The sequence below is a fragment of the Psychrobacter sp. I-STPA10 genome (assembly GCF_021012795.1).
GTDB lineage: Bacteria > Pseudomonadota > Gammaproteobacteria > Pseudomonadales > Moraxellaceae > Psychrobacter.
Genome location: NZ_VFYU01000025.1, coordinates 33,691 through 47,610 on the forward strand (window position 1 = coordinate 33,691; position 13,920 = coordinate 47,610).

At 38.8% G+C, this 13,920-nt stretch carries 11 protein-coding genes; 7 read left to right on the forward strand and 4 right to left on the reverse strand.

Annotation, left to right across the window (positions count from 1 at the left end; genetic code table 11):
• Window positions 1-69: 69 nt before the first annotated feature.
• The 6 genes from rlmD to FHK89_RS11980 all read left to right on the forward strand — a co-directional run bounded on the left by rlmD (window position 70) and on the right by FHK89_RS11980 (window position 7,055).
• The gene (gene rlmD, locus FHK89_RS11955; RefSeq protein ID WP_230660935.1) at window positions 70-1,572 is read left to right on the forward strand and encodes a 23S rRNA (uracil(1939)-C(5))-methyltransferase RlmD; all 1,503 of its coding nucleotides are present in this window, start codon (window positions 70-72) and stop codon (window positions 1,570-1,572) included.
• A 194-nt stretch (window positions 1,573-1,766) separates the two neighbouring features.
• Window positions 1,767-1,949, forward strand: coding sequence for a hypothetical protein (locus FHK89_RS11960; RefSeq protein ID WP_230660678.1), 183 nt, complete (start codon window positions 1,767-1,769; stop codon window positions 1,947-1,949).
• Window positions 1,946-2,563: a hypothetical protein gene (locus FHK89_RS11965; RefSeq protein ID WP_230660681.1), complete on the forward strand. Its 618-nt coding sequence runs from the start codon at window positions 1,946-1,948 to the stop codon at window positions 2,561-2,563. Before FHK89_RS11960 ends, FHK89_RS11965 begins: the two co-directional genes overlap by 4 nt.
• A 335-nt stretch (window positions 2,564-2,898) precedes the next feature.
• Window positions 2,899-5,466, forward strand: coding sequence for a RelA/SpoT family protein (locus tag FHK89_RS11970; protein ID WP_230660684.1), 2,568 nt, complete (start codon window positions 2,899-2,901; stop codon window positions 5,464-5,466).
• Between the two features lie 118 nt (window positions 5,467-5,584).
• Complete coding sequence (gene mutM, locus FHK89_RS11975; RefSeq protein ID WP_230660687.1) at window positions 5,585-6,511, forward strand: bifunctional DNA-formamidopyrimidine glycosylase/DNA-(apurinic or apyrimidinic site) lyase; 927 nt, start codon at window positions 5,585-5,587, stop codon at window positions 6,509-6,511.
• A gap of 121 nt (window positions 6,512-6,632) precedes the next feature.
• On the forward strand, window positions 6,633-7,055 hold the full coding sequence (locus FHK89_RS11980) for a hypothetical protein (protein ID WP_230660689.1): 423 nt from the start codon (window positions 6,633-6,635) through the stop codon (window positions 7,053-7,055).
• Window positions 7,056-7,160: 105 nt separating this feature from the next.
• On the opposite strand, the gene mscL is transcribed toward FHK89_RS11980, so the two are convergent.
• The 3 genes from mscL to FHK89_RS11995 all read right to left on the reverse strand — a co-directional run bounded on the left by mscL (window position 7,161) and on the right by FHK89_RS11995 (window position 11,920).
• Window positions 7,161-7,592, reverse strand: a complete 432-nt coding sequence (mscL, locus tag FHK89_RS11985; RefSeq protein WP_230660691.1) for a large conductance mechanosensitive channel protein MscL — start codon at window positions 7,590-7,592, stop codon at window positions 7,161-7,163.
• A gap of 423 nt (window positions 7,593-8,015) precedes the next feature.
• Window positions 8,016-9,863: a translational GTPase TypA gene (gene typA / locus FHK89_RS11990; protein WP_230660694.1), complete on the reverse strand. Its 1,848-nt coding sequence runs from the start codon at window positions 9,861-9,863 to the stop codon at window positions 8,016-8,018.
• Between the two features lie 674 nt (window positions 9,864-10,537).
• Window positions 10,538-11,920: an OmpA family protein gene (locus tag FHK89_RS11995; RefSeq protein ID WP_230660697.1), complete on the reverse strand. Its 1,383-nt coding sequence runs from the start codon at window positions 11,918-11,920 to the stop codon at window positions 10,538-10,540.
• Between the two features lie 511 nt (window positions 11,921-12,431).
• On the opposite strand from FHK89_RS11995, the gene FHK89_RS12000 reads away from it, so the two are divergent.
• Window positions 12,432-13,019 carry a pilus assembly FimT family protein gene (locus tag FHK89_RS12000; protein ID WP_230660700.1) on the forward strand — a complete coding sequence of 196 codons (588 nt, stop codon included), beginning with the start codon at window positions 12,432-12,434 and terminating at the stop codon, window positions 13,017-13,019.
• Between the two features lie 54 nt (window positions 13,020-13,073).
• Here the strand turns inward: FHK89_RS12000 and FHK89_RS12005 are convergent, their stop codons facing one another.
• Entirely contained in the window at window positions 13,074-13,910 is an 837-nt protein-coding gene (locus FHK89_RS12005; RefSeq protein ID WP_230660703.1) for a pyridoxine 5'-phosphate synthase, read from the reverse strand.
• Window positions 13,911-13,920 lie beyond the last annotated feature (10 nt).

Sequence of the window (13,920 nt, forward strand, 5' to 3'; positions counted from 1 at the left end):
ATATTTCTAATCAAAACATTTACTCACCCTAACAAAAGCCAAGCCATCATGATTGACAGCCCAGCCCCTATGACCAAAACAGCCCCCACTCCCCCTGCTCACCATGCAAAAAATATCACCCTACCCCCCAGCAAAAAAAAGTCCAAGCCTTCTGCTCGGGTACGCAAACGCCTAAAAGACGCTGACCCCGTCACCTTTGATATTGATGGATTATCACATGATGGGCGTGGCGTGGCAGTATATGGCTCACAACCTGAGCACCAAAGCGACAAACATGGCAAAAAAGTCTTTGTTAGCTTTGCCCTACCTAATGAGACGGTCAAAGTACAGCTCACCAATAGCCGCAAAAGCTTTGAAGAAGGTGACGCAACCGAAGTTATCGCCAACCCCAATCCTGAGCGGCAAACGCCCCCTTGTCCGCATTTTGGTGTGTGTGGTGGTTGCTCATTACAACATTGGCAAGCCGACGGGCAAATCAAATTTAAACAATCTGTTTTAGCCGAGCTACTACAGCATCAAGCCGACATTGCCCCTGAAAACTGGCTTGAACCCATCGTGGGTGACCGTTTAGGCTACCGTACCAAAGCCCGTATGGGTGTGCGTTATGTGGTCAAAAAAGACACCGCTTTGGTGGGTTTTCGCGAACGCTCAAGTAACTTTCTTGCTGAATTAAACGAATGTCATATCCTTGACCCACGCATTGGCTTTGAAATCGACAATCTAAAACAGCTCATTACCACCCTTGAGGCTCGCAATCATATTGCCCAATTAGAATTGGCAATGGGTGAAAACCTGCCCGAGTTACGTGATGGTAATCAACCTGTCGCACTCATTGTTCGTCACCTTGAGCCACTTAGCGAAAGCGATATTGAAAAACTTAAAGTCTTTTTTGCCAAGCGCAACTGGCAGTTATATCTACAACCCAAAGGCGCAGACAGTATCCACCGAGTTCAATTGCATACTGATGATGACATGAGTCGACAGTTTGGACGTCTTTACTATCAACTGCCAGAATTTGACCTCACTTATGAATTTATTCCCACCGACTTTACCCAAGTCAATCTATCGGTCAACCGAAAAATGACCAAACTGGCTTGCGACTTATTAGACTTAAAAGCAGGTGAACGGGTACTAGACTTATTTAGCGGCTTGGGGAATTTTAGCCTGCCTCTCGCTCGTTTGGTCGGAGAAACAGGTAAAGTGATTGGCGTGGAAGGCTCAGATGCGATGACCATTCGTGCCAGCGATAATGCCAAACGTAATGGACTCACCAACACCGAATTTTATAGTCAAGATTTGACCCAAGACTGCTCTGAACAGCCATGGGCAAACCAAGGCTTTGACGCCTTGTTAATTGACCCACCTCGCTCTGGTGCGTGGGAGGTGATGCAATATCTACCCAACTTTAACGCCAAACGCATTGTTTATGTCTCTTGTAACCCTGCCACCCTTGCTCGGGATAGCAAAGCCTTACTGGAGCAAGGTTACAAACTTACTCACGCAGGGGTGATGGATATGTTTTGCCATACAGGGCATGTGGAATCCATTGCACGCTTTGAAAAGGTGGAGTAGACTAAACCATTATATTAAAGATAATTTTGTTTAAATTATAATAAAATCAAACATAACAATCTTTATTGATAAACTACAATATATTAGGTTGATTGAAGCACTAAATTCATCATCAACCTAATATTGAACCCACAACCACAAATCAAGATATAACAGACTCTACAACATGGGCTTAAAAAATAGGGACATTAACAATGAGTCAACATACCGCAAAGATAACACGCTATGATGTCTCTGCCATTACTCACTTATTAGAAACAGCAGCAAAAAATCAAGAAAACCCACAAGATGGCACTAAACATATTGAAAAAGCCATCGAACTGGCAGAACATCACTTGAATACTGAAACAGTACCTCCATTGGCAAAAAACTCATGATTTCTTTGAATATAAAAAAAGTAGACGACCCCTTTTACCAACAAGTCTATCCTCAATATTTTGTAGAAAGTATCATTAATAACACGACTTTCCCTATTTTTTTTGATAATTTTGATAATGATGCTTTATCGACTATTTATGACCCATCTTTCTCAACTGATGATATAGCAAAGCATCACCCCACCCTAAACAGTTATCACTTTACCTTAAATGTTTTAGCCAATATATCATTAGACTTTACACAAACCCATCAAGTTTTATATAGAATGGATAAATTAAGCCTTTATCAAATTAATGCCTTAGAGAAAGTATTTGATGATGAAAGAAAAAATTTTATTGAGCTTTATAACAACAATGACCACAAAAATAAACTACCACACCTTTCTATGCTATTAGCAAAATCAATTGTACGTAATATTATTTATGGCATTTATTGTGGAGCAGTTACACGGCAACAGCTTGGTAAACTAGTTTATGATATTTTAACTCTCTGTAAGCAACATTTAACTGATTTTTATCGTGTGGGATTAATGATTTCAAGTCATGACGCACACTGGTACTACTTGGTACAAGCATATAACAATTATAAAAAAGAACAAAATTTAGAAGAATAATTTTTTAGCTTTGATACCACCTACCCTTCCCTAATCAATTCTTGGTAACTTATAAACCATCATTTACCAGTATTCACATACTCTATCTTGAATTTTAGTACATAAATGCGATAATAAAATAGCAATTAATGATTATATATCTTTAATACTTTAAAATTCATGATGAGTCTATATACTACATAAAATACCTTAACAAACTTTTAAACTATATGCCATATTAAAATATATATAGTGACATTGAATTAGGTTTGTTTTAGCTCATTAATATCAGTAAAATGACTCATGGAGCGACTGTTAACAAGTATTTATACAAAGTAAACTAAAGGGAGAATAGTGTGGTCAAAATACGGGAAGGACTTCCTCTTATTGATGGGCAAACCACCTCGGAGGATAGTGCCAGCCTTGCCGCACAAGTCATTGCTTCGCAGCGAGAGCGTAAGCAACAACCTGATAATGTCCACTACATAAATGAAGACGTCAAAAAACAACTCAGTACCATCAAACTCAATACTGAGGCAGACCGCTCAAGAGCACTCAACCTACTTGAACAGTCCATTCTTTTGCCTGAAGGCAACTCATCTTACGCTGCTTTATCCGAATCTGTAGAAAAAACCACAATTGATTCAAATAGTAGCAATCAAGGAGCAGATCAAGAAATTAATATAGATCTACCCGCTTGGCTAGATGCAGTTGCACAACGTATTAACCTACCAAATCTACCAAAACTTGCCAAAGCTTGTGAGCTGATCCAAACCCACTCCGACATGACCGACTCACAACGATCCAGTGCCTATTTAACGGGTATTGGGGTGACGGATATCCTCACCTATTTATATCAAGATGAAGATGCGTTGGTTGCTGCCATGCTCTATCGAGCTGCCCGTACTGATCTATTAACAATACCACAGATAAAACAGTATTTTGGTGAGGATATCGTCAAATTAATAGATGATACCTTAGCAATGGGACGCTTATCTGACAGCATAGAAAATAACAAACGTCTTGAAGATCATTTTGCTAATAATCAACGAGAGCAGCTTTCAAATATCTATAGCATGCTCATCTCAATGACTAATGATGTGCGTGTGGTACTTATCAAGCTTTCTGAACGCACCTTTGCCATGCGAGAGTTGTCTTTTGCCAGTGCTGAGCGGCAACAACGAGTTGCTCGTGAGGTCATGACCATCTATGCCCCACTAGCACACCGCTTGGGTATTGCACAGATAAAATGGGAACTAGAAGACTTAGCATTTCGTTATCTTGCACCAGATCGCTACAAAGAAATTGCCAAATTATTATCAGAAAAACGTAGTGAGCGCGAAGCATATATTGAGCGTGTTGAACAACAGTTGGTACAAGTACTAGCTCAAGAAGGTGTCAAAGCGGAAGTCAATGGACGAGTCAAACACATCTACTCTATTTATCGCAAGATGAAACTAAAAGGACTGTCTTTTGGGCAGCTTTATGATATTCGTGCGCTTAGAGTATTGGTTGACACCACCGCCGAATGCTACCATGTATTGGGGTTGGTGCACGGATTATGGCGGCATATTCCCGATCAGTTTGATGACTATATTACTAACCCGAAGTCTAATGGCTATCGCTCCTTACATACCGCAGTCATTGCAGAAAATAAATCACTTGAAATTCAAATCCGCACTCATGATATGCACTTTGAAGCTGAGCTGGGTATGTGCGCCCATGTCAACTACAAAGAAGGATTAAAAAATAAAAAAGACCAATATATCAATAAAAAAATAAGCTCATTGCGGCAATTACTACTGGCTGGTAGTGAAAATAAAACCCTTAGCACCGATATTGATACTCAAACAGATATTACTAAAGAAACCCTACATGAGATAGATGAAGAAGAACAACTGGTTGATTTTAGTGAGTTTGAACGTATCTATGTATTTAGTCGAGATGGTGATATTACAGAGCTGCCCAAAGGGGCAACCGTGCTTGATTTTGCCTACTATGTGCACACGCAAGTCGGTAACCGTGCCCAAGCTGCCCGTGTCAATCAACGCTATGTACCGCTAACTTATCAACTCAAAACGGGGGAGCAAGTAGAAATTATTACCAAATCCTCTCGTGAGCCCAATCGTGATTGGCTAGTTGCCTCTTTAGGCTATATTCATACCAGTCGAGCACGATCTAAGCTCAGACAATGGTTTAACAAACAAGACCGTGATAAAAATCTAGAGATTGGTAAGCAAATGTTGGCACAAGAGTTGGGGCGTTTATCAGTGCATCCCAATAGTGTCAATCTCAACAACTACACACAATATTTTAATGCTAATAATGCCGATGACATATTGGTTGGGCTGGTCACAGGTGATATTGGTATCCATCAACTGACTGCACATATTTCACGTGAGCTTGATTTAGCCCCAGATCATGATATACAAGAATATACGCCCAGTGTGCACCCAAAAGCGACAGGAAAGCTAGATGCCTATAAAATACAAGTCGATGGGCTTGATAACATAGAATTGCGCCTTGCCAATTGCTGCCAACCCATACATGGAGAACCCATTGCAGGCTTTGTCACCTTAAGTAACGGTGTCAGTATCCATAATAGGGGTTGTCCTGAATATGCGCGGCTTATTGAGCGTGAACCACAAAGAGAAGTACGGGCAGCTTGGATTTCTCAAAATACCAATTATCAACCTGTCGAAATTTGTATCGAAGCCTATGATCGACGAGGATTACTACGAGACTTAACCCAAGTGATTGATAATGAAAATGTGAATATACGTGGCGTAGACACTCGTAGTGATGACGACAACATAGCTTTTCTTAAATTTAAAATTGAAATCACTGGCTTGTCACAACTCTCTAAGCTATTGGCAAAACTTGAACAGCAACCCGGTGTTCTACATGCTAGACGTGCAGTATGATGATCATAGTAATTACTGATAGTTAGTTGATAATTAACATAGTAAATAATGAATAATGAATAGTGAATAGGCAGTTGCCAAAACAACCAAAATTAAAATAGTGAGTATCTGATAATTTATGCCAGAGCTGCCAGAAGTTGAAACAACAAAAACCAGTCTTACTCCCTTGCTAGGCAACACGGTTACTGGTATTCATGTGCATTGCAAAAAACTACGCTGGGCGGTTGCCAATGATCTTGACAGCCTCATTGGCTATCACCTCAAAAAAGTAGAACGCCGAGCAAAATATTTAATCCTAACATTTATTAAAGAACCATCTTGTAGTATAGATACACAAGCAACAAACAATGCCAAAACATCACCATTAACAGTGAATGAAAAAAAACTAATTATCCATTTAGGTATGTCGGGCAGCTTACAACAATATACATGGCAAAGCAAAAAACGCAAACATGACCATGTCATTATTGAATTTAGTAACTCACAAAATCAACCCATACAACTGCATTATCATGACCCTAGACGCTTTGGAGCGATCGTGTGGTATGAAGATTATGCAGATAAGTTACTATCCCATCTTGGTGTAGAACCACTCACAGATGGCTTTAATGCCGAATATCTATATCATAACATTCATCCAAACCCACCAAAAAAACGAGCAGTGATTCGTCCTATTAAAGCAGTAATTATGGATCAAAAATATGTGGTCGGTGTCGGCAATATTTATGCAACCGAAAGCCTATTTTTATCTCATATTCACCCACTCACACCTGCAAATCAACTGACAAAAATTCAGCTCAAACTGTTAATTGAACACATCAAAAACGTATTAAATACCTCCATTCAGCAAGGTGGCTCTAGCCTGAAAGACTTTAGCGTCGCAAATGGTCAAACAGGTTATTTTCAACAAACACTACATGTCTATGGCAAGTATAACCAACCCTGCCCCATCTGCGGTGAAACCATTGAAAAAGTTAATATTACCGGACGTAGTAGTACTTTTTGTCCAAATTGTCAGCCTTATGATAAAAAGGCTAAGCAATAAACCTCAAATCCACTTGATTATCTGTGCCGAACTTGTTTTAATAACCCTAAATATATATTAAATATTGATATAGCACAGTCAAATATCCCATAACTTATAAAGACAAATTTAAGGATTACCCATGCGCCAACAACGTCCTCTTAGTATGATAATTGCAGGATTGAGTCTTATAATGGCTACCATCCTACCTGCCACAGCCGCTATTGAAATAGATGAAACTGACTTTGGACCTACCTATGACACCATGGTCGTTGATACAGTTGTGGGTAAACCATTACAGTTTATTGCTGCGGTTGCAGGCACTGCCGCTTATGTGGTTAGCTTGCCTTTTTCTATCGCAGGTGGTAATCCTGAGCAAGCACAACAAAAACTGGTAGTAGAGCCGTGGCAAGCAATGGAACGCTGCTTGGGATGCTCCGTTGCTGAAGATAACTATTATAAAACTCAAGCAGCAGATGATAGTAATATTGTTCGTATCGTCGTCGATCAACCATCTGAGGTCTTGATTAATACTAATGACAATGTGGTGGTTTTACCACAATAATACTTCAGCTTAATTAACCAGCTCATAATAATAGTAAAAAAAATGCTAACTATAAAGTTAGCATTTTTTGATTTTGAATTACGATATTTGTATTCTTCACTCAAACTATTTGCTAAGCTTACTGCTAATCTCACGCAATAATAACACTTCTTCTGAAGGCTGTGCTGGAGCTTCTGGCACAGCTTCTTCTTGACGGCGTAAACGATTGACAAAACGCACCATCATAAAGATGATAAAAGCTAAAATAATAAAGTTAATGACGACAGTAATAAAATTACCATAAGCCAATACTGGGACACCTGCTTCTTTAAGTGCATCATAACTTCTGGCAACACCTTCTGGAATATCTCCCATGACAATAAACATATTTTGGAAGTTTATCTCGCCACCCGCTATAAAAGCTACTATTGGCATAATGATATCTTCTACTAAAGAGTTAGTGATGGTGCTAAATGCGCCACCAATAATCACACCAACTGCCAAATCCATGACATTGCCTTTAAGGGCAAATTCTTTAAACTCAGACATCATACTCATATTCTTTCCTCAAATTTTTTAATTATTAATATTATAGTAAGTAATTATTAAAATATACAAATCAACTCGAAAAGTAAGTCTCCAAACTCAATCTAAGCCAACTATATATAAGCAGCTTCATTGTATCTCACTTGTACTGCCAATCTACTAGACCTATCTGTTCTGTTAGAAGAGCTACCTCTCTTTGAATGATTTTACTGCCTATAATATCTTAAAACATAAAAAAAGGATTAACAAACCAACCTAGCAACGGCTGCTTCATTAATCCTTAGCATATCAACACAAATTAAAAACAAATGTTGATGATGTATTTTATAAAATATTATCTACTAAATAGTAATTTATTGTAAATCAAGCCTGCACTGCTAGACTCCTTTTACAATTTACAATTACTATGTTTCACTACGGTTTATATTTTACTACTTATGCTTCTTTCTTACGACCATGACGTTTACGTTCACTTTCGCTCAAATAACGCTTACGCAAACGGATTGATTTAGGCGTTACTTCGACCAACTCATCGTCTTCAATAAACTCAAGAGCCTGTTCTAAAGTCAGTTTAATTGCTGGTACAAGCGTCAACGCCTCATCTGTACCACTAGCACGTACGTTGGTCAACTGCTTAGCTTTGGTAGGATTGACCACCATATCATCTCCACGGGAGTTGATACCAATAATCATACCCTCATAAACTTCAAGCTGAGGCTCTGCAAACAATTTACCACGCTCTTGTAAGTTAAATAGCGCATAACCCAAACAGGTACCATTGGTCATTGATACCAAGACACCATTAGTACGTCCACCCACATCACCCACTTTTTGTGGACCATAATGAGAGAAACTAGAGGTCAAGATACCTGTACCAGAAGTCATGGTTAAAAAGTCTGAACGAAAACCAATCAAACCACGCGCCGGCATGGTCGCTTCAATACGCATACGACCTTTATCATCAAGCTGCATATCGGTCATCTCACCCTTACGCAGACCAACTTGTTCCATAATCGCGCCTTGATGCTCTTCTTGAATATCAAAAATAACATTTTCATAAGGCTCTTGTAGCTTACCATCAACTTCTTTGACGATAACCTCAGGACGAGACACACCAAGCTCATAACCTTCACGGCGCATGTTTTCAATCAATACAGATAAATGCAGCTCACCACGACCCGAAACTTTAAACTTCTCAGGAGAATCTGTATCTTCCACACGTAATGCAACGTTATGAATCAATTCACGCTCTAGACGCTCACGGATATTGCGTGACGTCACAAATTTACCTTCACGACCAGCAAATGGTGAATTATTCACTTGGAAAGTCATCGATACCGTTGGCTCATCCACCGTCAAGGGTGGCAAAGCTTCAACGGCACTCGGATCACAAATAGTATCTGAAATATTAAGCGCATCGATACCCGTAATACACACAATTTCACCAGCCTGAGCAGTATCAACATCAATGCGATCTAAACCATGATAGCCCATGATTTTTAAAATACGACCATTACGCTTATTACCTTCTTTATCAATCACAGTAACAGGAGTATTTGTTTTAATTGAACCACGCTGAATACGACCAATACCAATAACGCCAACAAAGCTATTATAGTCTAAACTTGAAACCTGCATCTGAAATGGGCCATCAACATCAACCTTAGGTGGCTCAACAATATCGACAATGGTTTCAAATAGTGGTGTCATATCATCTGCCAATTGATCTGGCTCTAATCCAGCCACACCATTAAGTGCAGAAGCGTATACAATTGGGAAATCTAACTGTGCATCTGTTGCACCCAAATTATCAAATAAATCAAAAACTTGATCCATTACCCAATCAGTACGTGCACCCGGACGATCGACTTTATTAATGACGACAATTGGCTTTAAGCCTTTTTCAAATGCTTTTTGAGTGACAAAACGGGTTTGTGGCATTGGACCATCAACCGCATCTACCAACAATAGCACACAATCAACCATAGACATCACACGCTCAACTTCACCACCAAAGTCAGCATGTCCTGGGGTGTCTACGATATTAATGCGATATTCCACTTCATCTTTTGGGTTATACCACTTGATAGCAGTATTTTTTGATAAAATAGTAATGCCACGCTCTTGCTCAAGTGCATTTGAATCCATCACGCGCTCAATCTCACCTGCACGCTCACCCAATGTACCTGACTGTTGTAACAGCTTGTCTACTAAGGTAGTTTTTCCATGGTCTACGTGAGCAATAATAGCAATATTACGCAGATGTTCGATTTTGTTTGACATAAATGACCCAGTACTCTAAAAATGGTTTAAATTAAAAATATGATAGTGTTCTAAAAAGTTATGCAAGTATGCCCCCCCTCCCTAACCCTCTGCTACGTGAGCATAGCTCCTGTCTTGTACGACAAGCACAGCTTTTCATCTTGCATCGCTAAAATAGTCCACTGGACTATTTATTAACGCTCTTCAAGGGCGAAACAGTGTTTTGCTGTCTCCCTCCTAAAAGGCGTTAAAAAATTGCAGTGCAATTTTAACCTCTCAATGGAGTTTCTTTAAATAGAAATTCCTAAAAGGAGGGGGCTAGGGCTGAAACTAAGGTGATTCATCAAAAACAACCACACTTTTTGAAACACTACCAAAAATATATCGTGCCTTACCTACAATCAGGCCGTTATAGCATCTCTATCAGGCAATCATTGAGAGTTTTTTTAGTGTCACTCAATCAAAAAAGCCCATCTATAGATTTATAAGCGCATAAGTATAGCACCTTTATACAACAAAATAATGACTATAAATTCTTAAACTAATAAATTTTGATAAATTATTACCTCTTCTGTAAATTCTATATAGATGAATTACCACTAAAAAATAATATTTATATAAAATTCCTGCAAAAAAAAAGCTGCCCTCTAGGACAGCTTTTTTTAATTATTTATTACACTATCTATATGAACGATTTATTGTACATCCATATCTTTAGTTTGATCAACAGTCACAGTTTTGTCACCAGTGATGGTAGCATAAACACGACGGTTTTGAACTTGTGCTTCTGGTGTACCTTGTGGGGTCACTAGAGGACGAGTATAGCCATAACCTACTGTAGTCATACGATTTGGTGCAATACCATACTGATTAGCTAGCATAGATTTAACTGCCATTGCACGTGCTTCTGATAGACGTTGGTTATAACGCGCTGAAGGACCAGTTTTTGAAGCATGACCTTCAATGTTAGCTGTTGCGTTTGGATATTCACGCATTTTTTCAGCTACTTTAGCAATTTCTGACTGGAACTGAGGCTTAATAGTTGTTTTGTCATTATCAAAGAAGACACGTAGTTCCATTTGTAGCGCTTCAGTCACGTCTACTTGTTTTGGACAGCCTCTAGCATCAACCACTAAATTAGTTGGGGTGTTTGGACAAGCATCACGTGAATCAGGCACGCCATCACCATCACTATCCACTTCAGGCTGTGGCTGTTCAATTTGAATAACAGGAGGTTGTTCAACCACAACAACAGGTTGCTCAACTTCTACTACTGGCTCTTCTACTACAACTTCTTCAACTTCTACTGGATCAATTGGTGCTACCACAACGGTAGGAGCTAGATGCCCACCAAGTACAACTTCCATACCAGCCAGTGCCATACCTTCCCACCAGTTGTTATCAAAGTTGTGGATTGCACGCGCTTCACCACGTAGGCTTAGTGCATCATTTACACGATACATAGCACCAAGACCTAGGTTACCGATAGTGTCTTTAGATTCAGCAACTTCTGTTCCTGCTTTAATCTGTCCTGACTTACCAGTTTGGGTTTTGGTTGTGCCACCATTAGAGGTAGTGTATGTTTGTTGGTTTTCTACACTGATTTTTGACTGACCCGCACCAACTAATACATAAGGACGGAATGAGTTAGTATTATAGCCAGTAAACTGATCTGTACCAATCAAGAAGTTACCAGAAATGGTTTCTTGTTCTGCATCAAAACGGTTAATACCAGCTTTAGCGGATGCTTCAGATGCTTCAGCATTTGTATTAGACACGCCATATTCAACTTGGAACTGAGTAGATGGTGTTAATTCAATACCAAGGGCAGCACCAGTGTACAAACCACTTTCTTGAGTAACGCCACCATTAGAGTTACCCTTTCTGTTATCAATTTTCTGCCCATTGGCATTTTCATAAAGATTTTTACCGGTACGTAACACATCACGCTGCTCATCGTGAGCTTGGCCATTGTAATGATAACCTAGTAATATAGGAGTGACAGTCACACCAGCATTTGCTGCCATAGGCACGGCGGCGGCTGCAATCACTGCTAAAGCGATTTTATTTAATTTCATGGAAATCCTCCAAAGGATAGTTTAATTGCTTCGATAAATTAGTCGTTTTTCACTTCCTAGCTTATCAAAACATAGCTACAAAATGATTTGATCAATCAATTTACTTTATCAAGCCATAGCTTAGCGACTATTGGCATAGTTTACAACATCTTTTTTGCGACTTAATAGGTACAGTTACCAAAATTATCAATAAGATATTTATTTTTACATATATTTTATCTAATAACAAATATGGGTTTTTGCAAAATCAAAAAATGAGTCTGATTTAGTGAGTTTCAAACTATTCAAAGTTAAAAGTAACCTTAAAATTAGACATGACATCTTTTTAGTTATAGATAGATTAGCCATTCATATTGAAATTGGATCTTATCAACCAGCTTACTTTTATTTTATTACAATTTATCTATTGCATCTACCGTATTAGAAAAAATTCACTAAAAAAAAACATTAGTTGACACAACAGATATTCTTCATTTACTATTAATTAGTATATTAACACTGTTGATTTAAAATGACTAAACGTAAAAAACCTTATTTATCAACGATTTATTATTCTAAAACTTACGCTTCTGTTGGTTTTACCTTAGTAGAGTTGTTGGTTACTATTATTTTAGTGGGTATTATCATTGCTATTGCTACCCCTAGCTTTATTAGCTTATTGTATCGCTTAGAGGCAAAGGACATACGCAATAAAATTACAACGGCAATGCGAGTGGCTAAAGTAGAAAGTTTTACTCGTCATCAATATGTGATTATGTGCCTTGCTAATGCTAATAACTTATGTCATAAAAATGCCACAGATCGCCTAATTGTTTTTACTGATACTAATAATAATCAGCGCTATGATAATAACCAAGATATTCTATTATCAATTCAAGCACTAGATCTAGATTATGGACATACCTTTTTGCGTGCAAGTTTAGGTCGTCATTATATAAAATTTTTTGGTGATACTGGGCGACCTCGAGGTCATTATGGACACATCAAATACTGCCCTGATTTAACAACCAATCCAAATAAATACCTTATCTCTTTAAATCAAAACGGCGGTATCAAGTTTAAACCACCAGTGATTCAGGCAACAGATTGCCCAACTTAAATACTACCTATCAGTTTTATTAACCATACTAAAAGTTAATTAAAAACAAAAAAACTACGGTTGACTGCGCATTGCTTGTCTCATTGCTTGTACAGCTTGCTCTAACCCCATAAAGACAGCATCAGCTATCAAGGCATGACCAATATTTAATTCATGAATGCCTACTATATTGGCAATCGGTGCAACATTATCTCTTGTCAGCCCATGACCTGCATTGATTAATAGCTTCGGCTGTCGCAGTTGAGCTTGGTTAACAGCAGCCACAATGCGTTGATACTCCTGTCTTAACTCTACTGATTTTTCAATTAAATCATAAATACCTATCATCTGCTTGTCAGTATTCACATTATGGCTGGCTATTGTCTCTCTGCTTTTGCTAACCATTTGTGCATATTGACCTGTATGTAGCTCTATGGCATCAGCTCCACAGGCAATCGCAGCTTCAATTTGTGATATCTCAGGATCAATAAATAATGAAACTTGACACCCAGCAGTGTGCAACTCATTAATCATGTCAGTTAGCTCAGTGATTTGTGCTACTACATTTAATCCACCTTCAGTAGTCAACTCTTGTCTTTTTTCTGGAACAATACATACCCACTCAGGCTTCACATCACAAGCAATCGCCAGCATCTCATTAGTGGCAGCCATTTCAAGATTCATCCGTGTCGTTAAGCAATTTGCCATACGATACACGTCCACATCTTGAATATGGCGACGGTCTTCTCGTAAATGCAAGGTGATACCATCTGCGCCTGCCTGTTCACAGATTAACGCTGCCTGTACAGGATCAGGGTAATTCTCACCACGAGCTTGGCGCAAGGTAGCCACATGATCAATATTCACCCCTAAAAGAGGTAGTATTGATGTAGATGAATTAGAATAGCTCATATTATGCCCC

What these genes read in the sequence shown, in the direction of transcription:
- rlmD (WP_230660935.1), top strand. Translation starts at nt 70, where the DNA reads ATGACCAAAACAGCCCCCACTCCCCCTGCTCACCATGCAAAAAATATC.
- FHK89_RS11960 (WP_230660678.1), top strand. Translation starts at nt 1,767, where the DNA reads ATGAGTCAACATACCGCAAAGATAACACGCTATGATGTCTCTGCCATT.
- FHK89_RS11965 (WP_230660681.1), top strand. Translation starts at nt 1,946, where the DNA reads ATGATTTCTTTGAATATAAAAAAAGTAGACGACCCCTTTTACCAACAA.
- mutM (WP_230660687.1), top strand. Translation starts at nt 5,585, where the DNA reads ATGCCAGAGCTGCCAGAAGTTGAAACAACAAAAACCAGTCTTACTCCC.
- FHK89_RS11980 (WP_230660689.1), top strand. Translation starts at nt 6,633, where the DNA reads ATGCGCCAACAACGTCCTCTTAGTATGATAATTGCAGGATTGAGTCTT.
- mscL (WP_230660691.1), bottom strand. Translation starts at nt 7,592, where the DNA reads ATGAGTATGATGTCTGAGTTTAAAGAATTTGCCCTTAAAGGCAATGTC.
- typA (WP_230660694.1), bottom strand. Translation starts at nt 9,863, where the DNA reads ATGTCAAACAAAATCGAACATCTGCGTAATATTGCTATTATTGCTCAC.
- FHK89_RS11995 (WP_230660697.1), bottom strand. Translation starts at nt 11,920, where the DNA reads ATGAAATTAAATAAAATCGCTTTAGCAGTGATTGCAGCCGCCGCCGTG.
- FHK89_RS12000 (WP_230660700.1), top strand. Translation starts at nt 12,432, where the DNA reads ATGACTAAACGTAAAAAACCTTATTTATCAACGATTTATTATTCTAAA.
- FHK89_RS12005 (WP_230660703.1), bottom strand. Translation starts at nt 13,910, where the DNA reads ATGAGCTATTCTAATTCATCTACATCAATACTACCTCTTTTAGGGGTG.